General features: G+C 68.6%; 14 protein-coding genes and 2 pseudogenes. 5 read left to right on the forward strand and 11 right to left on the reverse strand.

The window, feature by feature from the left end:
- The first annotated feature begins 26 nt into the window (after positions 1-26).
- Positions 27-827, forward strand: a complete 801-nt coding sequence (locus ACFY0D_RS13560) for a metallophosphoesterase (protein ID WP_390798490.1) — start codon at positions 27-29, stop codon at positions 825-827.
- On the opposite strand, the gene ACFY0D_RS13565 is transcribed toward ACFY0D_RS13560, so the two are convergent.
- Positions 800-1117 carry a DUF2087 domain-containing protein gene (locus tag ACFY0D_RS13565; RefSeq protein WP_390798491.1) on the reverse strand — a complete coding sequence of 106 codons (318 nt, stop codon included), beginning with the start codon at positions 1115-1117 and terminating at the stop codon, positions 800-802. The two genes, ACFY0D_RS13560 and ACFY0D_RS13565, sit on opposite strands and share 28 nt — an antisense overlap.
- Before the next feature lie 165 nt (positions 1118-1282).
- On the opposite strand from ACFY0D_RS13565, the gene ACFY0D_RS13570 reads away from it, so the two are divergent.
- Entirely contained in the window at positions 1283-4033 is a 2751-nt protein-coding gene (locus ACFY0D_RS13570) for a penicillin acylase family protein (RefSeq protein ID WP_390798492.1), read from the forward strand.
- A gap of 76 nt (positions 4034-4109) precedes the next feature.
- On the opposite strand, the gene ACFY0D_RS13575 is transcribed toward ACFY0D_RS13570, so the two are convergent.
- From ACFY0D_RS13575 to ACFY0D_RS13600, 6 genes are all read right to left on the reverse strand, one after another.
- A complete protein-coding gene (locus ACFY0D_RS13575) occupies positions 4110-4760 on the reverse strand; it encodes a hypothetical protein (protein WP_390798493.1) in 651 nt (216 codons plus the stop codon).
- A complete protein-coding gene (locus tag ACFY0D_RS13580; protein WP_390798494.1) occupies positions 4757-5221 on the reverse strand; it encodes a DUF6114 domain-containing protein in 465 nt (154 codons plus the stop codon). The genes ACFY0D_RS13575 and ACFY0D_RS13580 overlap by 4 nt, the downstream gene beginning before the upstream one ends.
- Positions 5212-5844 carry a DUF6230 family protein gene (locus tag ACFY0D_RS13585; protein ID WP_390798495.1) on the reverse strand — a complete coding sequence of 211 codons (633 nt, stop codon included), beginning with the start codon at positions 5842-5844 and terminating at the stop codon, positions 5212-5214. The genes ACFY0D_RS13580 and ACFY0D_RS13585 overlap by 10 nt, the downstream gene beginning before the upstream one ends.
- Positions 5845-5951: 107 nt before the next feature.
- Entirely contained in the window at positions 5952-6785 is an 834-nt protein-coding gene (locus ACFY0D_RS13590) for a MerR family transcriptional regulator (RefSeq protein ID WP_390798496.1), read from the reverse strand.
- A gap of 28 nt (positions 6786-6813) precedes the next feature.
- Positions 6814-8016: a methyltransferase gene (locus ACFY0D_RS13595; protein ID WP_390798497.1), complete on the reverse strand. Its 1203-nt coding sequence runs from the start codon at positions 8014-8016 to the stop codon at positions 6814-6816.
- Positions 8017-8077: 61 nt separating this feature from the next.
- On the reverse strand, positions 8078-8428 hold the full coding sequence (locus ACFY0D_RS13600) for a tetratricopeptide repeat protein (RefSeq protein WP_390798498.1): 351 nt from the start codon (positions 8426-8428) through the stop codon (positions 8078-8080).
- 105 nt (positions 8429-8533) lie between these two features.
- On the opposite strand from ACFY0D_RS13600, the gene ACFY0D_RS13605 reads away from it, so the two are divergent.
- Complete coding sequence (locus tag ACFY0D_RS13605) at positions 8534-9499, forward strand: pirin family protein (RefSeq protein ID WP_390798499.1); 966 nt, start codon at positions 8534-8536, stop codon at positions 9497-9499.
- Positions 9500-10081: 582 nt separating this feature from the next.
- Here ACFY0D_RS13605 and ACFY0D_RS13610 read toward each other — a convergent pair.
- The 4 genes and pseudogenes from ACFY0D_RS13610 to ACFY0D_RS13625 form a co-directional block, all read right to left on the reverse strand.
- Positions 10082-10490: pseudogene (locus tag ACFY0D_RS13610) on the reverse strand (NUDIX hydrolase).
- Between the two features lie 492 nt (positions 10491-10982).
- A complete protein-coding gene (locus ACFY0D_RS13615; RefSeq protein WP_390798500.1) occupies positions 10983-13193 on the reverse strand; it encodes a hypothetical protein in 2211 nt (736 codons plus the stop codon).
- Positions 13194-13608: 415 nt separating this feature from the next.
- Entirely contained in the window at positions 13609-14703 is a 1095-nt protein-coding gene (locus ACFY0D_RS13620) for a hypothetical protein (protein WP_390798501.1), read from the reverse strand.
- A gap of 394 nt (positions 14704-15097) precedes the next feature.
- On the reverse strand, positions 15098-17476 hold the full coding sequence (locus ACFY0D_RS13625; protein WP_390798502.1) for an amidohydrolase family protein: 2379 nt from the start codon (positions 17474-17476) through the stop codon (positions 15098-15100).
- A gap of 92 nt (positions 17477-17568) precedes the next feature.
- Here ACFY0D_RS13625 and ACFY0D_RS13630 point away from each other — a divergent pair.
- Both ACFY0D_RS13630 and ACFY0D_RS13635 read left to right on the forward strand, forming a co-directional pair.
- Positions 17569-17730: pseudogene (locus ACFY0D_RS13630) on the forward strand (pirin family protein); the annotation flags it as partial.
- 749 nt (positions 17731-18479) lie between these two features.
- The coding region (locus tag ACFY0D_RS13635) for a class I SAM-dependent DNA methyltransferase (protein ID WP_390798503.1) at positions 18480-18884 on the forward strand (405 nt) is incomplete at its 3' end.

The following is an 18884-nucleotide window of genomic DNA, read 5'->3' on the forward strand; positions in this document are numbered from 1 at the left end:
GACCAGAGACGAAGGAGACACCGCACGTGATCGTGATCGCCCACCTCAGCGACGTCCATCTCGACGGTGACCGGCGCGCGGCCGACCGCACCCGCGCCGTCATGGAGTACCTCGACGCCCTGCCGTACGACCTGGACGCCGTACTCGTGAGCGGGGACATAGCCGACCACGCCGAGGGCGCCGAGTACGAGGAGGCCGCGAAGCTGCTGCGCTCGCGTCACCCCCTGGTGGTCTGTCCCGGCAACCACGACGAGCGCGTCGCCTTCCGCCGCGGCCTGCTGGGGGAGGGGTCCACGGGGGAGAATCCCGAGGGAGCACCCGGGGAGCCGCTTTCCAGCGGGCCCGTCGACCAGGTGCTGCGCGGCGAGGGCTTCGTCCTCGCCGTGTGCGACTCGTCCGTTCCCGGCGAGCACCACGGCTTCCTGGAGGAGTCCACCCTGGCCTGGCTGGACGGCGTACTGACCGACACCCCGCGGGAGATCCCGGTCCTGGTCGCCTTCCACCACCCGCCGGTGCCGCTGAACACGCCGTACGTGGACGAGATCCGCCAGTTCGGGGAGGAGCGGCTCGCCGGCCTCGCCGAGCGGCACCCGCACCTCACCGCCTTCCTGTGCGGGCACGCGCACACCGCCGCGGCCACCACCTTCGCGGGCCGGCCGGTGCTCGTCGCGCCCGGGGTGGTCTCCACGCTCCGGCTGCCGTGGGAGGCGCCGACCGGGTCCTCCGAGCACGTGTACCTCGACGAGCCGCCGGCCGTCGCCTTCCACGTGATCGGCGACGACGGCCGGCTGACGACCCACTACCGGGTGGTCGTCGCCCGCCGGTAGGTACGTCCGTCACGGGTCCGCGTGAGCCGGCCCGAGGTGATCAGATACCGCCGCAGCGCCGAGCAGTCCTCGTGCACGGTGCGCAGCGCGTCGTTCACCTCGGGCTCCGTGTACTCCCGGTCCGCCGTGAAGAGGGTCTCCGCGAGGTGGTCGAGCAACTGCTCGCGGCGGGCCACCTTGCGCGGGATCACGGTGAGGCGGCCGCCGGAGAAGAGGTCGGAGACGTCCCGTCGTATCGGGCGCGGGGCGGCGGCGGACTGCGACGGCTGGTGTTCGGTGCTCTGGGACATGTCGGCGAGCTTCGTCCGTCCGCGCCGGTGGCGGCAACGCATTTTCCGTACGGGGCCGTTCGGCCGAGCCGCCGACAAGAAGTGACGGTCGCTCATCTTACTGAGTGGTAGTTCCGCCAGTACCCTCCCCGTGACCGGTTCCTGCCCCCCCACGGAGGAGCACGTATGCGACGTCCCACCGCACGCATGAGAACCGTCGTGGCCACCGGGCTGTTCGCCCTCGGTGCCGCGCTGCTGTCCCCCCTCGCCCCCGCTGCCGCCGCCGCGGACCCCGTACCGCTCCCCATCGCCGACTACTGCGGCAACCAGTGCTCCGACATCCTGCCGCCCGGCCAGAACGGCAACGCGACGCTCGCCCAGATCCTCCTGCACAAGGCGTTCGGCACCATGCCCGCCCACGCCTCCGACCAACTGGCGCGCTACGACTCCCTGGTGGCCGGCTATCCCGGGCTCACGGACGCCAAGATCAACGACTTCTTCAACACCGCCTCGTTCGGGGTCCCCGCCGACCAGGTCGAGTCCACCACCAGCCCGCGCCCCGACGTCACCATCACCCGCGACAAGAAGACCGGCGTCCCGCACATCAAGGGCACCACCCGCTACGGCACTTCCTTCGGCGCGGGCTACGCCGCCGCCCAGGACCGCCTCTGGCAGATGGACCTCTTCCGGCACGTCGGCCGCGGGGACCTGACCCCCTTCGCCGGCGGCGCCCTCGCCAACCAGGGCCTGGAGCAGCAGTTCTGGCCGCAGGCCCCGTACACCGAGACCGACCTCCAGGCCCAGGTGGACCGGATCCGCACCACCGAGGGCGAGCGGGGGCGCCTCGCCATGGAGGACGCCCAGGCGTACGTGGACGGCATCAACCTCTACCGCACCCAGTCCAAGAACGGCCGCTACTTCCCCGGCGAGTACGTCCTGACCGGGCACATCGACTCGATCACCAACGCCGGTGAGATCCAGCCCTTCAAGATCACCGACCTGATCGCCCTCGCCTCCGTCGTCGGCGGCCTGTTCGGCGGCGGGGGAGGCGGCGAGGTCCAGGCCGCGCTGTCCCTGCTGGCCGCCCAGCAGAGGTACGGCCTGGAGGAGGGCACCCGCGTCTGGGAGTCCTTCCGCCAGCGCGACGACCCCGAGGCCGTGCTCACCGTCCACGACGGCACGAGCTTCCCCTACGCCCAGAAGCCCGCGAACCCGCAGGGCACGGCGCTCCCGGACGCCGGATCGGTCGTCGCCGAGCGGCTCGTGTACGACCGTACGGGCGCGGCGACCGCACAGGAGGCCGCCGACCCGCCGAAGCCGGTCAAGCAGAGCATGTCCAACGCCCTGCTCGTCTCCGGAGCCCACACCGCGAGCGGCCACCCGGTGGCCGTGTTCGGGCCGCAGACCGGCTACCTCGCGCCCCAGCTCCTCATGCTCCAGGAGCTCCAGGGCCCCGGCATCAGTGCCCGCGGCGCCTCCTTCGCGGGCGTCAGCATGTACGTCCAGCTCGGCCGCGGCCAGGACTACGCGTGGAGCGCCACCTCCGCCGGGCAGGACATCACCGACACCTTCGCCGTGGAGCTCTGCGAACCGGGCGGGCAGGCGCCCACCCAGGCCGGCGCGCACTACCTCTACCGCGGCACGTGCACGCCCATGGAGAAGCTGGAGCGCACCAACGCCTGGAAGAAGTCCGTCGCCGACCCGACCCCCGACGGCTCCTACCGGATGCAGGTGTGGCGCACCCACTACGGCATCGTCACCCACCGGGCCACCGTCGCGGGCACACCCGTCGCGTATGCGGCGCTGCGCTCCACCTACCGCCACGAGGCCGACTCGATCATCGGCTTCCAGATGCTGAACGACCCCTCCTACGTCAAGGACGCCCGCACCTTCCAGCAGGCCGCCGAGCATATCGGCTACGCCTTCAACTGGTTCTACGCCGACTCGCGCGAAGCGGCGTACTACAACAGCGGGTCGAACCCGGTCCGGGCCCCCGGAGTCGACGCCTCCCTGCCCGTGCACGCCCGGCAGCAGTACGAGTGGCAGGCCTTCGACCCGGCCGCCAACACCGCCGCCTACACCCCGCCCGCCGAGCACCCGCGGTCCATCGGGCAGGACTACTACATCAGCTGGAACAACAAGCAGGCCAAGGACTACGGGGCGGCCGGCTTCGGCATGGGCGCCGTGCACCGCGGCGACCTCCTCGACCGCCGCGTCAAAGCGCTGGTGGCGGCGGGCGGGGTGACCCGCGCCAAGCTGACCCAGGCCATGGCCGAGGCCGCGGTCACCGACCTGCGCGCCGAGAACCTGCTGCCCGAGCTGCTCGCCGTCCTGCGCAGCGCACCGGTCACCGATCCGGCGGTGAGCGCGGCGGCCGACAGACTGGCCGCCTGGCAGGCGAGCGGCGCCAAGCGCAAGGAGAGCGCCCAGGGTTCGAGGACGTACGCGCACGCGGACGCCGTCCGGATCATGGACGCCTGGTGGCCGCTGCTGATCGAGGCCGAGTTCAAGCCCGGCCTCGGGGCCCCGCTGTACGACGCCCTGCGCGCCTCGCTGACCGTGGACGAGGCGCCCAACGCGGGCCACGGGCCCACCGGTTCGCACGCCGGATCGGCCTTCCAGTACGGCTGGTGGAGCTACGCGGACGAGGACCTGCGCAGGGTGCTCGGGCGACCGGTCGCCGACCCTCCGTCCCAGGTCTACTGCGGCGGCGGCTCGCTCCCCGCGTGCCGGGACGCCGTGGCCGCGACGCTGAAGCAGGCGGCCGCCGCCACCCCCGCGGCCGTCTACCCGGCCGACGGGACCTGCGCGGCCGGCCACCAGTGGTGCGCCGACTCGATCGTCCAGCGCCCCGTCGGCGGACTCGCCCACCCGCAGATCAACTGGCAGAACCGGCCCACCTACCAGCAGGTGACGGAGTTCGCCGCGCACCGCTGAGCACCCGGGGTGCACAGCGGCCCGCCCGGTCCCGGATTCCTCCGGGACCGGGCGGGTTCGTCCGGCGCGCAGCGGGTCAGGGACCGACGGTGATCTGCTGCGCCGGGTCGGTGGTGTCGGTCACTTTGTAGACCGCGTTGAAGATGGAGGTGGTCGCGCTCGTCGGGCAGCCGAACCCGCCGGTGACCGTGACCGGTACCGAGGCGTTCGTGAAGGTCAGCGTCGACGGAGCACCGTTGACCCAGGTGCCGCCGACGTTCGCCGGGGCCGTGGGGGCGGCGGTGACCGTACAGGAGGCGAGCCCGCTCGTCTGGACCACCAGACCGCCGACCGGCAGCCCCATGGTGGCGGTGATCGGGGCGCCGTCCTGCATCGACACCGACCAGGCGCCGCTGGTGGTGACCGTGGGCGTCACTCCCCACATGCTCGACGTGCACGAGCTGTACGTGGGCGCCGAGATCGGCGAGGACACCGGCCCGGCCGGGTTGCTGTTGCCGGGGGCTCCCGGCACGCTGCCGGTGGCGACGGAGACCGTACAGGTCACGGTGACCGAACCGGCCTTGAGGGTGGCCTTCCCGCTGAGGGTGGCCTTGAACGCGTGCCCGGCCGGGGTGACGGTGGTCGACCCGGCCAGCGGTAAGGGGGCGGCGGAGGCGGTGACCGAGGCGAGCGCGATGGCTCCGGCGACGGCGGTCCCGAGGGCGAGCGCGGTGCGCGTACGGCTCATGGCTGTGCTCCTTGGGGATCGTGGTGCGGGGTGGGGGGAGGGGATGCGGCCACGGCGGACTCCGCTTTCCCGGCATCCGCGGCTTCGCCAGCTTTGTTGTTACGCCGTGCGGCGTGCGGCTGCCAGGCGAACATCAGGCCGCCGCCGAGGGTGCCGAGCAGGGTGCCGATCAGGAACCCGCCGAGGTTCGACAGGACCAGAGCGGCGGTGGCGATCAGGGTGGTGAGGACACCCGCGAGAGAACGCTGAGGGGGAGAGAACCAGGCGGTGAGCCCGAGCACGATCATCACGATGCCCATCAGGACGGACGGGATCCCCGCCACCCCCTGCTGGAGCATGATCTTCAGCGGTGCCAGCGGCAGGACGCAGATCCACGACCCGGCCAGGACCGCGAACAGCCCGCCCCAGAAGGGTCTGCTGCGCCGCCACCGCCGCCAGCGCCGCAACAGGTTCAGAAGCATTCCTTCTTGCCCTTGCTGACGTCCATGCTGAGCCCGGAGAGCTTGAAGGTGCCGGCGTTCGTCGCCCAGGCCGTCTGCTGGAGATCGGTGATGCTGACCGTGTCGGCCTGCTGGGCGAAGAGGTCCTGCATCCCCTGGGCGTCGGCCGGACCCTTGTCGAGGGTGGAGGCGTCGCGCCCGATCTCGATGTTGCTGAAGACGGCGTCGCCCGAGAGCTGGGTCGCGTCGACGAAGAGGTTGCTCGCCTCGACTGGGTTCTTGCGTCCGGCGGTGAGGTTGAGCGAGATGTCCCCGATCACCGGGAGCGAGGTGACCACGGACTGGCAGAGGCTGTGGAGCTTGGCCTCCCGGATGGCGGTGACGGCCACCGGGATGAGCTCCTGGCGTGCATTGACGTCCACGCTGCCGTACTGGGCGAAGCCCTCGCCCTCCAGACTGCTCGCCGACACCTTGAACTGCTGTCCCGACACGGCGAACGAGGCGGCCAGCACGCCCTGCGCGAGAGCGATGCCGAGGCCGGCGGTCACGGCCACGGCGGGGATGGTCAGGACGGCGAACCGGCGCCAGCGGACACGGCCGGAGTCATCGTCGGAAGGGTCGGATAAATGCGGGGAACCGGTCATGAGAACGTCCCTTATTTCGGCTGTGCACCGTTGTTACCGACGAGTTGAATGTAAGAGTGCCAATGGGGGTTGGCAAGGTTGTGCGAGTGCACCCTTTGAGCCGACTCCTACTGCTCCGTACGCAGCAGTTCGGCGACCTCCGTGTCCACCCGCCGGGCCATCGCCCGCGCGAACTCCGTGGCCACCACCTCACCGGCCACCGGCCGCAGAGCCGCCACCGCAGCCGTGATGTGCTGCAGCTGTGTGGCCGAAAGTCGCTCCAGGCCCTCCGGGCCCGCCGCGCCGTCGGTGCCCGCCGAGCCGCCCGTGCCCGCCGCGCCGTCGGTGCCCGCCATGCCGTCCATGCCCGCCGCATCGATCACGTACCGCCGGAAGAGCCCCACGAACCGGTCCGCGACCGCCGCCGCCTGCGCCTGTACGAACTCCCCGGCATCCAGGATCTCGGCGAGCGGCACCCCCTGCCGCACCAGCGCCAGCGTCGACTCCAGCAGCCGGCGGTTCGGGTACGTGACCAGGTCCCCGTCGATCGTCACGTAGCCGAGCTCCGCCGCGCGCCGGGTGTCCGCGGCGGTCGCCGTCGGACCGAACAGCTCCCGCAGTTCGCCGCGGGAGAGCGTCACCGGCTCCTCCTGGACCCAGTCCCGGGTCATCTCCCGTTCCAGGCCCAGCAGTTGGGACAGACCGCCACCCTGCTCCCACGCGTGCAGCAGCTCGGCGATGCCGTTGACCGTGTAGCCGCGCCCCAGCAGATCGCTGATCAGCCGCAGCCGGGTCAGGTGATCGTCGGAGTACCAGGCGATCCGGCCCTCCCGGCGCGGCGGCGGCAGCAGCCCGCGCTCCTGGTAGTAGCGCAGGTTGCGCACCTTGACGCCGGCCGCCCGGGCCACGTCCTCGCGGCGGTAGCGCCCGCCACCGCTTCCGTCCTCCACCTGGCTGCTCACGCGCCAGAGTGTAGGAGCTACCGGCAGGTCACATGGGCCGTGGACGATCCTGCTTGACCGCCCGCAGGACCACGAACTTCGGCTCGCTCGCGACGACTTCGCTGTTGCCGAACAGCCGGCGCAGATGGGTGTGGTAGCCCATGTGCCGGTTGGCGACGATCCACAGCTCACCGCCCGGCCGCAGCACCTTGCGCGACTGCGCGAACATCCGCAGCGCCGTCGCGTCCGTCGTGGCCTGGTGGGAGTGGAAGGGCGGGTTGCTCAGCACCAGGTCCACCGAGGCGGGGGAGAGCATCGCGACCCCGTCGCCGACGTGGAACTCGGCGGTGTGCCGGCCCTCGCGGATGTTCGCCCGGTAGGTCGCCCGCGCCGAGGCGACCGCCTGGTAGGACTCGTCGGTGAACACGACCTCGGCGTCCGGATCGTGGGCCTGGACGGCCGTGCCGACGACGCCGTTGCCGCAGCCCAGGTCCACGACCCGGGCACCGTCGGTGTTGGTCGGCAGGTTCTGCAGGAAGAAGCGGGTGCCGACGTCGAGCCGGTCGGCGCAGAAGATCCCGGCGTGGTTGACGACGGACAGGCCGGAGGCCGACCCGGCGTCCTCGTCCACCGTGTACGTCAGCGGCCAGGGCCCGGCGGACGCGGGGCGGGTCGCCCCGGGGGTGCCCGGCGTGCAGAAGATCAGCCGTGCCTTCTTCTCCGCGAGCGAGGTCTTCGTCGGGCCGAGGATCTTCTCGAAGAGGCGCAGCGTGGAGGTGTGGATCTCCTTGACCATGCCGGTGCCGACGACGACGGTGCCCGCGTGCACGTGCGGGGCCAGCCGGTACAGCTGGTCCTCCAGCAGCGCCAGGCTCTTGGGCACGCGCACCAGCAGGACGTCGATCCGCTCGGGCGGCGGGTCCTGGGTGGTCAGCAGGGTCACCGTCGACTTGGACGTCCCGATTCCGGCCCGGTCCAGGTTCCCGGCGGTGGCGGCGCGGGTGAGGGCGGAGTCGGTGATCTGCGTCGGGTGGTACGCCGCGAGCGCCGTCGTCAGCGTCCCCCAGCGGTCCCCGAGCACGACGATCCGGCCGGCGGCGGCCAGGTCCACCGGGCCGCGTTCCCCCGTACCGGAGTCGAGGTGGCGCAGCAGGTACTCGTCGGCGGCGTCCCAGGCGCGGAGCCGGTCGCGCGGGTCCTCGGGGAAACGGGTGAGCTCGTAGGAGCCGAAGGGTGTGGTGAGGCGGTTCATATGGGCCCCAGGCTATCCGAGCCGGAGGCCCGACCCCGCATGCGCGGGGCCGGGCGGCGCCCTACTCGGGGAACTCTCCCGCCATGGCGGCAGCCATCCGCAGGTGGGGACGGGCCTCGGCGGCCCGGCCGAGACGCTCCAGGGTGCGACCGAGCATCAGCTGTGCGTAGTCCTCCACCGGCCAGCGTTCCAGGATGGCGCGGAGCTCGCGCTCGGCCCGGGAGAGCTGGGCGGAGTGGTAGTAGGCGCGGGCCAGCAGCAGCCGGGGCGCCAGCTGCTCGGGGGCCTCGCCCGCCAGCGCCTCCAGGATGCGGGCGGCCGTCGCGTACTCCTTCGCGTCGAAGAAGAGCTGGGCGCGCGCCCAGCGCTCGGCTGCCGTCCCGTGCTCGAAGTACGTCGTCGGCGCGTTCATCGCTTCCCTTCCGCCGTTCAGGTGATCTGTCCGCTGCCTCCAACACGCCTTGGCCGTCGAACATTCCGCTCTCCGCCGCCACCGCCTCGGGGCTAGGTTGTCCACATGAGCAATCTCGATCGCCAGCCCGCTCTCTCCGCCTGCGGCGGCCGCGGCTTCGTCGTGGCCGAACCGGTGCGCGAGCTCCTCAGCCCGCGCACGGTCAAGCTCGGAGAGTCCACCGAGGTCCGCCGACTCCTGCCCAACCTGGGCCGCCGCATGGTGGGCGCCTGGTGCTTCGTGGACCACTACGGCCCGGACGACATCGCCGACGAGCCCGGCATGCAGGTCGCGCCGCACCCGCACTCCGGGCTGCAGACGGTGAGCTGGCTCCACGAGGGCGAGGTGCTGCACCGTGACAGCGTCGGCAGCCTGGAGACGATCCGGCCCCGGGAGCTGGGCCTGATGACCTCCGGCCGCGGCATCAGCCACTCGGAGGAGAGCCCGCGACCGCATGCGCGCTTCCTGCACGGCGCCCAGCTGTGGGTGGCCCTGCCGGACGCCCACCGCAGCGTGGAACCGCACTTCCAGCACCACGCCGACCTCCCGCGGGTGACGGCCGCGGGCCTGACGGCGACGGTCATCCTGGGCACCCTGGACACGGCCACCTCGCCGGGCACGGCGTACAGCCCGATCGTGGGAGCGGACCTGACCCTCGCGTCGGGCACCGAGACCCGGCTCCCGCTGGACCCGGACTTCGAGTACGCGGTCCTGTCGATGTCGGGCGAGGCCCACGTCGACGACGTCCCGGTCCTCCCGGGCTCGATGCTCTACCTCGGCTGCGGCCGCACCGAACTCCCCCTGCGGGCGACCTCGGACGCGAGCCTGATGCTCCTGGGCGGCGAGCCGTTCGAGGAGGAGATCGTGATGTTCTGGAACTGGATCGGACGGTCCCAAGAGGATATCGCACAGGCCCGCGAAGACTGGATGAACGGGTCGCGATTCGGTGAGGTCAAGGGCTACGACGGTCCTCCGATTCCGGCCCCCGAGCTCCCGCCGACGCACCTGAAAGCCAGGGGAAGAGTGCGTTGACCTGCTGGTCTGTGTGGGGCGAGGGTCGGGTGCGGTGCTCGCTCCCGGCCCTCCGCTTTTGACTTCGCAGGGGAGGTCGCCGGACATGGTGCGAGAGCCTTCGACGCCGACGGTCGAGTCTCATGTGTTGCAGGCTGTTACCAAGTTTGGTCGAACGAATGCTGACCTTTTGCTGACTCTACTGACGAGTAGTTAGATCTAGCCGCTGGCTGGTCGAGTCCTCTTGCCTCCGAAGGACAGTGGTGGCCGCCGCTGCACCGTCGGCTCCTACGATCGTGCCGTCGGACCCGGCCGGGGCGTTCGATCCGTGGATGAAGTGTGCGTGGCGGATTTTGTGCGCAAGTGACAACCGCCCTAGCCTGTCCAGTTCCCTCCGCCAGGCTGTGACGGAACGTCGTGCGCGCGCCGGAGGCCCACGGCTCTGAGGTGACTGGATGCTTCAGCGGCGTGCCCTCTCTGAGGAATCGGGCGGCCGCGTCCAGAGGTCCTACAACCCACCGAGTGTGGGCCGCTACGAGAGGGCACCACGCCCATGGACTGCTGCTGCGGGGTGTCGAGGTATTCTCGCCCTGGTTGCCGTGGTCAAGATCGAAGGACAACGTCCAGGTGTTGCTGGACCGGCTCGAAGAGTCCGTACGGGATGTACTGCGGGATCTCCGACGGGGGCACCCACGCGATCAGCGATTTCGTCAGCGTCTGCCACGTGCGCGGCCCCGCCGACCACCTCGCAGGCCGTGTACGACACTTGCCGACTGGTGATTGGATGGACCCGCTCGCCCAGCCGAACAACGGCGACCACGTCCAGGCCGGCCTCCTCCTTCGTCTCGCGGACGGCGGCCTCCTCGCAGGACTCGCCCGGTTCGACTTTGCCCGCCGGGAACTGCCATGAGAGTTGGCCCTCCTCAACTCGTCGCCGTACGAGCAGTACTCGACCCTCATGAACCACAACGGCCCCGGCAACCCGACGCTGAGGTGGAGCACTGTCATTCAGCGACGTCTCTCGGTCACTCACGGCAGCCGCCGCCGTTTGGGGTAGGGAGGTCTTTGGGCGTCGGCGGGACGCCGGGGCCTGGTGACTGTCGCGAGCCCCTCGTCGTTACTGCGATGAGTTGCATGGGTGCGGCTCTCCGATCCTCATCCCTCGAAGAGCATCTCTTCCACTGCGGTCGGCGCCGTTGCCTCCTGCTGTGCGCGCTCGAACTCGAGCTGCCATGCTCGCGCCTCGGCGTAAGCGACGTGGACCATACTGCCCGGACACAGCACCAGTGCCCGGGGTTCGATCTTGTGGTCCTTGACCGATCCGTACCCGATCCGTTTGTTAGGCAGCAAGGCGTGCGGAACGGAGCACGAGGGGCATGGAGCCTTCGGAAGGGTCGCCATGCCACCAGGATGGCTTAATGAGCCCCGGCGCGGCAGGGAGCGCACGAGTGCGCACTGTGGCACGTCGGCAAGGTGGCATCCATTACGGGGCGAGCTACGGCTTTCATCGTCGGCGTTGCTGCGCCCGTGCCTGGTGCTCGGCCTGGCGGTCCCGCTCGGTACGCGCTTCTGCCAAACGAGGTCGGAGGTCGGGTTCATGCAGGACGAGGAGCTCGAGACCGGCCACGCCGCAGTGTTCCCGGGCTTCCTCTAGGAGCGGCCCGGGGATGACGTCAATCGCCGCCATGACGTGCACGTCGGCCTTTAGACGGCGGCTGAGTTCGATGTCACGCCTGATTTGGCCTTCGTTTGCGAACTCGGTGGCGCTGACTTTCGCCTCGCCTGCAAGGACCTTCCCTTCGTACACGCCGAAGATATCGACCTCCTTCGTATCGCCATCGTCGAAGACAACGTCGATGCCGGGGAGGAAGTGTGAGTCGGGGGCGCGTTTCTTCAGGGCGGCGACGACTAGCAGATGGGTGAGCACGCCGTGGTCAACGGCCCGGTCGATGAACCCGTTGAGGCGATACATGATCTCGACGGACTTGCCGTTGTCCCGCCCGTACCGATCCGGTGCCGAGCAGGCGGGGCAGACGGCCTGACTGGTGCTCGCCTGTAGCGGGATGAAGCTGTGCAGTTTGCACTGCTCGCAGTCCAGCCCGAGCCCGCGCTCGGTCCATCCCTGTTCACAGGCCCGTTCCAGAGCGGGGGTCACCTGTTGGGGTCGCCAATTGTTCAGGGCGTTCGTGGCGGAGCGGAACTTCCGGTCCATGCGTCCGCCGAATTCGCGGGCGAGCTCTTTGGCTTCATCCAGCGGGATGCGCCCGGGGATGCGATGGTCCAGCGCCTTGATGAAGTGCTCGGTGCGCTCGGTCTTGAGGGCGGTAAGAGATTCCACGACGAGCAGGTCGAGAAGGCTGCCGATGTCGGACTGTTGGGCGATGGTGACGCCGATTTTCCCGGGTGTCGACAGCTCGAACCTGTTGGTGGCTTCGTCGAGGAGCCGAGGTACGACCTCTGCCAGCTTCGGGATGGTCAGAGTCAGTCGCGGCCAGTCGAGCCACGGCAGGAGGACGGGCATCTGCAGTTGGTCGCCGTGCCAGGACGCCGGAAGTCGAATCTGGCCCCTGCCCTGTTCCGTGATCATGCGAGCGACCACGGGATGCCTCGGAAGACCATGGAACGGCTCTCCGGCGAGCCGCAGCAGACCAGCCGCGGGGGGTCGCAGGGTGACGGGCAGCTTGACGTCGAACCGGCTCGGCCCGGCGAACTGGTGGAAACCGATGCGCTTCATGGCACCCCACCGGCGAGCGAAGAGCCATCCCGAAGAGACGTCCAGGTTGATCGCGTAGGTCAGAGGCTCAGGCGTCTCAGCAGGACGTCTGTGGCTGAGTTCCCGGTCGAAGGATGCGACAAGACCGGCCTGACGCGCCGCTTCCTGTAGTTCATCCTCCGCAACGCTCTGACTGATGAAGACCACGTCCGGTTGGACGCGGAGCCCCGAGTGGACCTGTGCCAGCCGGATGTCGCGCGCGAAGTTGATCCAGTTCTTCGGTGCATCGTCGGGGAACAGCAAGAGGGGCATCTCGGGGTGTATGTGCAAGCGCAGAGCACGGGCATTCCAGAACCACAGGATGTCGGGAAGAGAGTCCGGCCGGGCAATGACGACGACGATCGGTAGCTCGTCATGCAGGCTCTGACTCGAGCGCTGGTGTTCCTGAAAGCCGGCCATGCCTTGCTGAAGGGCCGTGGCGCCGGTGCTCTGTGCGGCGCCCAGGAGAGTGTCCTGCGCGGGAAGCACGGGACTATGATGCGCAACTTCGTCTGGTGCGTCGTAGATTCCTGCCACTGCCACGGCCCAGAGCGGTCCCTCCGGGTCCGCCCGGAAGCAGGTGTCTGATGCCGGCCCGGTTAGGTTGTGGCAGGCAGCCTCAGGGCTGCTCGTGAACTGCCAGATCCCTGTCGAACCCATGGCATCAAAGGCCACGAGCGGAAGACTCCAGGAGTCGGCAAGTTCCTGAGCGCGTTCAGGGTCGGCGTTCACGTTGACCAGCGCTTGGACATCCGCGACTCGGATCAGCTCCTCCGTCGCAACGGCGTCGAAATCCGTAGAAGCTTCGATGATCGGCTCGGTCATGCCGCCCCACCGTTGGGTGGCCGCCTGCACCGCCGCCCGGAAACCGCTCGTGCTGCCTTCAGCGATGAAGTAGACCACCCTTGCCGGAAGAAGGGCTACTTCGATGAGGTGGTGGCCAAGATACTCCTGGTGCTCCATTGAGCCACCCAACCAGATAGCAGTTCGCGGCGTGGCCGGTTTTGCAAGCTCCGTCCCGGGCGGCTATCAGCCTTGTGCGCAAGGCGTTTCGCCTCCCTGTCCGGGTCTGAGACCGGCGAAACCATCAGCTATCTCAGTTCGTCTGGGTTGACCTTCTGCGGTCACGCCAAACAATGCAGACCGGGTGGCTTGTAGGGGACCCTTGGAGGGGCAGCACATGAGCAGCATGCGGCTGTGGGGCGTTCGCCAGGGCCAGCAGCTGGTGCCTCTTTGCCGCGACGGTTCGCCGGTGGGCGGATTTTCAGAGTAGGTTGATGGCCGAGCCATACCCAGTGTGTCCCCGGTGCCTGCCGAGGAGCTGAGCACGTCCGCATCGTGGGTTGAGCGGAAGGCTCCTGGGCTCGAGCGTGGTGCCTCACCGCCAGGGTGCCTGGGCGCGCTGTGCCTGTTCTCGTGTGGAGGCGGCGTCTGAGCGTGCCATGGACAGGAGGTGGGGGAGCCGCCCGGCTGCTTTGGTGTTCCACCAGCAGTGGGCGTCGGGCGAGAACGCGGCCTTGGGCACGTTGTCGATGGCTTCTTGATACACGGCGGGCGAGTCGTGCCATTCGGTGTCGCCGATCACTCGCAGGGAGCGGCGCGAGAGACCGTCGAGGAGGGTGAAGAGCCGGGGGACTGCCGTCAGGCGGTGTCGGCTGGGGCCGGCTTGGCGGGCACCACCTGGATATTGGGTCCAGAGGAGGTACTGGGCCGGCCACGGCAGATCGATCCCTTCGCGTCCGTCGTAGGCCACGACAACCGGATCGGCCATGGAAGCAGCGATGCCGGTCACCATTCCGCGTCCCACGTGGTGCAGTTGATCAGCCAGTCTGGTCGCCCACGGTTCGTCCTGTAGGTCGCGCTTGATCGACCGCTGCAGGGCGGCGGACGCGCGCGCCCATCGTGCCGCCACTGGGGAGGCGTGGTTGTCCTGCTCGGCAGGGGTGAGACGCATCAGGGCATTGAGCCAGGTCTCGCACCACCGGTCGAAACCGGACTGGTAGCCGTAGCGTGCCGAGCCTGATGCTGGATCCTTCACCTCCTGCGTGTTCAGGGCCTGCTCGCAGAACTCCTCCCAGGTCTCCTGCCAGGGGAGCCGGAACTTCCCGGGCCGGCGGCGTCGGAAGTCGGAGTCGAGGAGCGCGGCTGTCCCGATCAGGAGTAGCTCTTCCTGGGCTTTACCACCGCTGTAGGTGTTGGCATGGTGTCCCGCCAGCCGATCACGGGCGGCGCCCAGTGCGGAGAGAGGCTTCCGGAGGAGGCGGTGGGCGTCCGCAGTATTACTCCCTCCCGGTCCGAACATTCCGAAGGTCAGGACGTCGCAGTAGGCTTCCAAGTCATGCCCGGAGCCGAGCCGGCCAGCCAGCGTCGCCAGTTCCTCCATGTCCGAGATCAGACGATGGGCTTGCGTGTAGTAATCGGGGAACGGGTTGGGGCAACGACGACACCCCCCGGGCTCTGGAACGTCGGCCATGCTTCCACGGTCCGGCACCCGCAGGCTGACACTGGCCTGCTGAGGAGGAACTCGGAACGCTCCGCACTCCGCCGATAGATGCAGCACCGAGCCGCTTGCTGCCTGCCACAGCGGTACATCCATTCCCGCCAGTGGGCCAAGCGGTACGTCGCGGGCCGTGGGAAGTGGTACTTCGTCATGTGCTGCAACGCTCGCGGACACGCTCGTGAGCTCCTGCCTCGGATGCCGAATGGGGACCGCACCAGCCTGTCGTACGCCCGAGCTCCACGGCGTAACTTTCGCCGATCGAGTGATGGTGCCGAGGCCCCGTCACGCTGGCCCCCATCCGGAGGTGGGCCAGCGAGTCAGACGTTGACCTTTGCAGCTGGCTGTGCCCATACCCCGCTGTTCGCTGTCAAGTCCTGGTGTCGGGGTCGGGTAGGTCGGTGCCCAGGTAGCGCTGGGCGGGTTGGGTCCGATCGATCCTGAGTCTGACGGTCGCGTGGCCGTCAGACTCAAGCGCTCGCCGCGCTTCACGCATGTTGAGAACTTTGTCGATGGTCATCAGCTCGATGCCGGGTCCGAGGTCGATTTGATGTTGACCAAAGGTGACGACCATGGCTTGGTATTTTGCGGCGAAGGCAAGCCTTCCCCCTGAAACCTGGTCGAGGGCCTCGCGACGATCGACGCCGAGGGAGACGACCGTGTTCGGCATGGCGACTCTCTCTCCACGTAGCAGGGAGATCGCAGTCTGAGCGTCGCGTGCGTCCTTAAGGTTGTAGCCGGGTGGCGTAGGGAAGAACTGGCCGGTCATCCGCTGCAGTGTGGCCAGGTGGTCGAAGGCGTCAGCCCAGGTCTCTGCCTCGTCTGTATCCCAGCTGTCGGGTACGGCTGCGTGGTTGATGGGAGCTGTCAGTTGGGTGACGGTCGGACCGTGGACTGTCAGCTCCATCGATTGTCCGGGTAGGGCGCGACTGATGAACCGCAGGACGGGCACCATTTCCTGGGGCAGGGCTACCTCGGGTGGTGCGAAGGAGAGCGTCTGGCTCCATGCTCCTCGGCGCCGGTCGTAGCGCATTCGTATCTGGATGAAGCCGGTGATGTCCTGTCCATACAGGCTGCCTCCATCGAAGCCGGTCGTGCGCTGCGTGAATTCGACGGGCAGAGAAGCGCTGGGGATGCCTGCCGGCGTTCGGATCGTCAGCTGACCTCGCATGGTCGGATCGAGGGCCTCCCGGTGTGCGGCGATCTTCAGGGATTCGATGGGGAAAGTTCCGCTGATGCCCAGCTCGGATGGTGCGTCGACGGTTAGTTCCTCGAGGTTGGCTGCGGCAAGCTCGACCTCGCCGCCGAAGCGCATGGCGTCTTCGAACTGTTGGCGTCGACGTTCGTCCTGGGGTTCGTTGTGCCGGAACGAGACCCGGCCTGTGAAGCGGATCGGTCTTCGGCCCTGGACGTTGTCTGCCTTGGGGAGGAGGTGGATGGCTGTCCCACCATCAGGCCCCAGAACCGTGCGGATCGCGTAGTCGGGAGAGATCTCTTGTGCTCTCAGCTGGAGGGCCCGGTAGCGCTCTGCGAGATCGGGAATTCCACGCAGGAGAGTGTCGCGTTCTGCGCGGGCTTCCGCGATCCGGTCGAGGATGTAGTCACCGGACTCTTGGAGGGCGTAGCGGATCAGATCCTGGTGCGCAGCGAACTTCTGGTTCAGCCAGTTCAGCCCCCGCCAGTCGCGGACGAAGGGGAACTCTTCGCGGAGGCTATCGAACCAGGCAAGTTCGCCGGGGTTCGGACTGATAGGAACCAGCAGGTCCCAGTGATCAGGCTGGTGTTGTGCCGTGGAGATCAGGGAGCGGATGACCTGTTGCCTACGGCCCGATGTCATGCGCCCGGTGAACGACTTCGCCTCGTAATTGATGAGTTCGCCGCTCTCGGTGTATTCGAGGAGGTCCCGGCCACCGTCTCCGCCTGCCCCGTCGACCTCCTGGGCCCGTGGCCGCAGCCTCAAGACCAGCATGGTCACCAGAGCCTCCGAGGCATTCGGATTCTCTGCTAGCTTCACCCACGGGACGCTCACCACCCGCGCCACAGTAAGGGCATGCAAGCGGGCGCGGAAGCCAATTGGCTGAACGCGGGCATCGGCCGGATCAGAGGCTGGGGCCGATCTGAGGTCGGAAGCGGTTACCGGGCCGAGGAGGCCGTAGTGGTCGTAGACGTCCACGTAGCCGCGCCGCTCGGGGAACAGCGAACGCACCCAGGAGATCTCGCCGGTGTTCTCCGAGACGTGGGTGTGCATCAACGCCTCCGGATGCTCCCGCCGTAGCGCGCCGGCGGCCTCCAACTGTCCGGGCGTGCAGGTCGGTGCGAACCGCGAGGTGATGGCGTAGAGGTTGCGGCCCCGGCCGCGCCAGCGCTCCAGCAGGACTTTGGAGTCCTCGTAGCCCGACTGGGCGGTGTCCAGGAGGGCGTCGGGGGCGTTGCGGCCCATCAGCACCTTGCCCGCCGCCATCCGGATGTTCCGCGCCGAGGCCGCCTCGAACAGCGCGTCCACCGACTCCGGATACACCGCACAGAACGTCAGGACCGTCGTCGTACCTTTGCGCAGCAGCTCGTCGCAGAATGACGACGCCACCTGCCGCGCATATCCCGGCCCGCGGCACAGTCTCCGTCGACAGTGGTCCACAGCAACGCCCTGGGGCGCTGTGACCGCCAGCTGGGCCGACGACGCGGCGCACGGGTGGCATGCGGGCTCGATTAGAGCGGGCGCGCGGATCTGCCAGGTGAACGAACCGCTCATTCGCTCGCGATCAAGCGCTCCGATGCTGACTTTTGCTGACTTCGGGGGACCTGCATGCCTCTGACCTGCGAAAACATCGAGCGATCCAATGGTTCTGGAACTGGATCGGCCGGTCCCACGAGGATATCGCACAGGCCCGCGTGGACTGGATGAATGGGACCAGATTCGGCGAGGTGAAGGGGTATGACGGCCCTCCGCTTCCGGCTCCTGACCTGCCCCCGGCCCACCTCAAACCACGCGGCCGAGTGCGCTGACCTGCGATAACTGGAGAGAGACGGTCCCGCGGGACGCAGGTCGTACGCCTTCCGGTTGCTGAAGCCACGGAGCTTCCGATCACGCCCCGCGCTTGCCCTTCGATGGTGCGGGGCCTTCCCCTTCTGTGGGCGTCCGTGGGTGGGCGTGTGTCTACGAATGCTGACCTAATGCTGACTTTTCTGACGCTGCATCAGGTGATGCTTCGGGCAGGTGCAGACTTCGAATCGACTTCGTCGGCGATCGGCGCTTGCCTGGAACTTGTTCCCGGCTACGTGCCGGTCGGAGTGCCCACTGCGCTTCGCAAGGGCCGGACCGAGAGTCTGATCGCCTGGGTGCTACGGCTTGTAGGAAGCCGACAACCCCTGCAGCGATCGTCGCAGCGGCGTCCGCCGTGAGGGCGAGCAGCCGACGCCGGAGCGTCGGTGGCCCAAAGGGTCGAGGCGAGTTCAGCGCGGGCCTGAGCGGCGCTCACTTGTTTACGAGCGGTCGCGTCACTTCTACTCCTTCCTGCTCGGCAAGCTTGTTGAGCAGCTGAGCGATAGGTTGGAGATAGGGCTCGGCGCGGGCTGGCTGCGGCCGGGTACGACGCAGCCAGACGTCAGCGTAGGGCACCACTGCCGTGACCGTGCGCCCCGAGCCGGGCGGTGCCCTGAAAGGTCTGTACCGGCCCGCCCGAACCCTGTGATCGGAGCCGGTGGAAGGTAAATGCGTCGACAGCGTCCCTCGGTACCCGGCAAAGTGGCCGCCCGTGACGAGCAGTGAGCTGTGGACCCGTGCGACCGCCGACCGCTACGACGCCGAGGAGGCCGAGACGTCCTCGGCCGCCGTTCTCGCACCGACTCTCGCCTTCCTCGCCGAGCTCGCCGGAGACGGCCGGGCACTGGAGTTCGCCATCGGGACCGGACGAGTGGGCGTCCCGCTCCGGGAACGCGGCGTGCCGGTCGTGGGCATCGAACTGTCCGAGCACATGGCGGCGGTGCTGCGGCGCAAGATCGACGAGGACACGCTCCCGGTGGTCATCGGAGACATGGCCACCACCGTCGTTCCCGGCGAGTTCACCCTGGTCTATCTCGTCTACAACACCATCACGAACCTGCTCACGCAGGACGAGCAGGTCGAGTGCTTCCGCAACGCCGCACGTCATCTGGGACCC

It is taken from the genome of Streptomyces sp. NPDC001502 (assembly GCF_042894785.1).
Taxonomy (GTDB): domain Bacteria; phylum Actinomycetota; class Actinomycetes; order Streptomycetales; family Streptomycetaceae; genus Streptomyces; species Streptomyces kutzneri.

What these genes read in the sequence shown, in the direction of transcription:
- ACFY0D_RS13565 (WP_390798491.1), bottom strand. Translation starts at nt 1,117, where the DNA reads ATGTCCCAGAGCACCGAACACCAGCCGTCGCAGTCCGCCGCCGCCCCG.
- ACFY0D_RS13570 (WP_390798492.1), top strand. Translation starts at nt 1,283, where the DNA reads ATGCGACGTCCCACCGCACGCATGAGAACCGTCGTGGCCACCGGGCTG.
- ACFY0D_RS13575 (WP_390798493.1), bottom strand. Translation starts at nt 4,760, where the DNA reads ATGAGCCGTACGCGCACCGCGCTCGCCCTCGGGACCGCCGTCGCCGGA.
- ACFY0D_RS13580 (WP_390798494.1), bottom strand. Translation starts at nt 5,221, where the DNA reads ATGCTTCTGAACCTGTTGCGGCGCTGGCGGCGGTGGCGGCGCAGCAGA.
- ACFY0D_RS13585 (WP_390798495.1), bottom strand. Translation starts at nt 5,844, where the DNA reads ATGACCGGTTCCCCGCATTTATCCGACCCTTCCGACGATGACTCCGGC.
- ACFY0D_RS13595 (WP_390798497.1), bottom strand. Translation starts at nt 8,016, where the DNA reads ATGAACCGCCTCACCACACCCTTCGGCTCCTACGAGCTCACCCGTTTC.
- ACFY0D_RS13600 (WP_390798498.1), bottom strand. Translation starts at nt 8,428, where the DNA reads ATGAACGCGCCGACGACGTACTTCGAGCACGGGACGGCAGCCGAGCGC.
- ACFY0D_RS13605 (WP_390798499.1), top strand. Translation starts at nt 8,534, where the DNA reads ATGAGCAATCTCGATCGCCAGCCCGCTCTCTCCGCCTGCGGCGGCCGC.
- ACFY0D_RS13615 (WP_390798500.1), bottom strand. Translation starts at nt 13,193, where the DNA reads ATGGAGCACCAGGAGTATCTTGGCCACCACCTCATCGAAGTAGCCCTT.
- ACFY0D_RS13620 (WP_390798501.1), bottom strand. Translation starts at nt 14,703, where the DNA reads ATGGCCGACGTTCCAGAGCCCGGGGGGTGTCGTCGTTGCCCCAACCCG.
- ACFY0D_RS13625 (WP_390798502.1), bottom strand. Translation starts at nt 17,476, where the DNA reads ATGAGCGGTTCGTTCACCTGGCAGATCCGCGCGCCCGCTCTAATCGAG.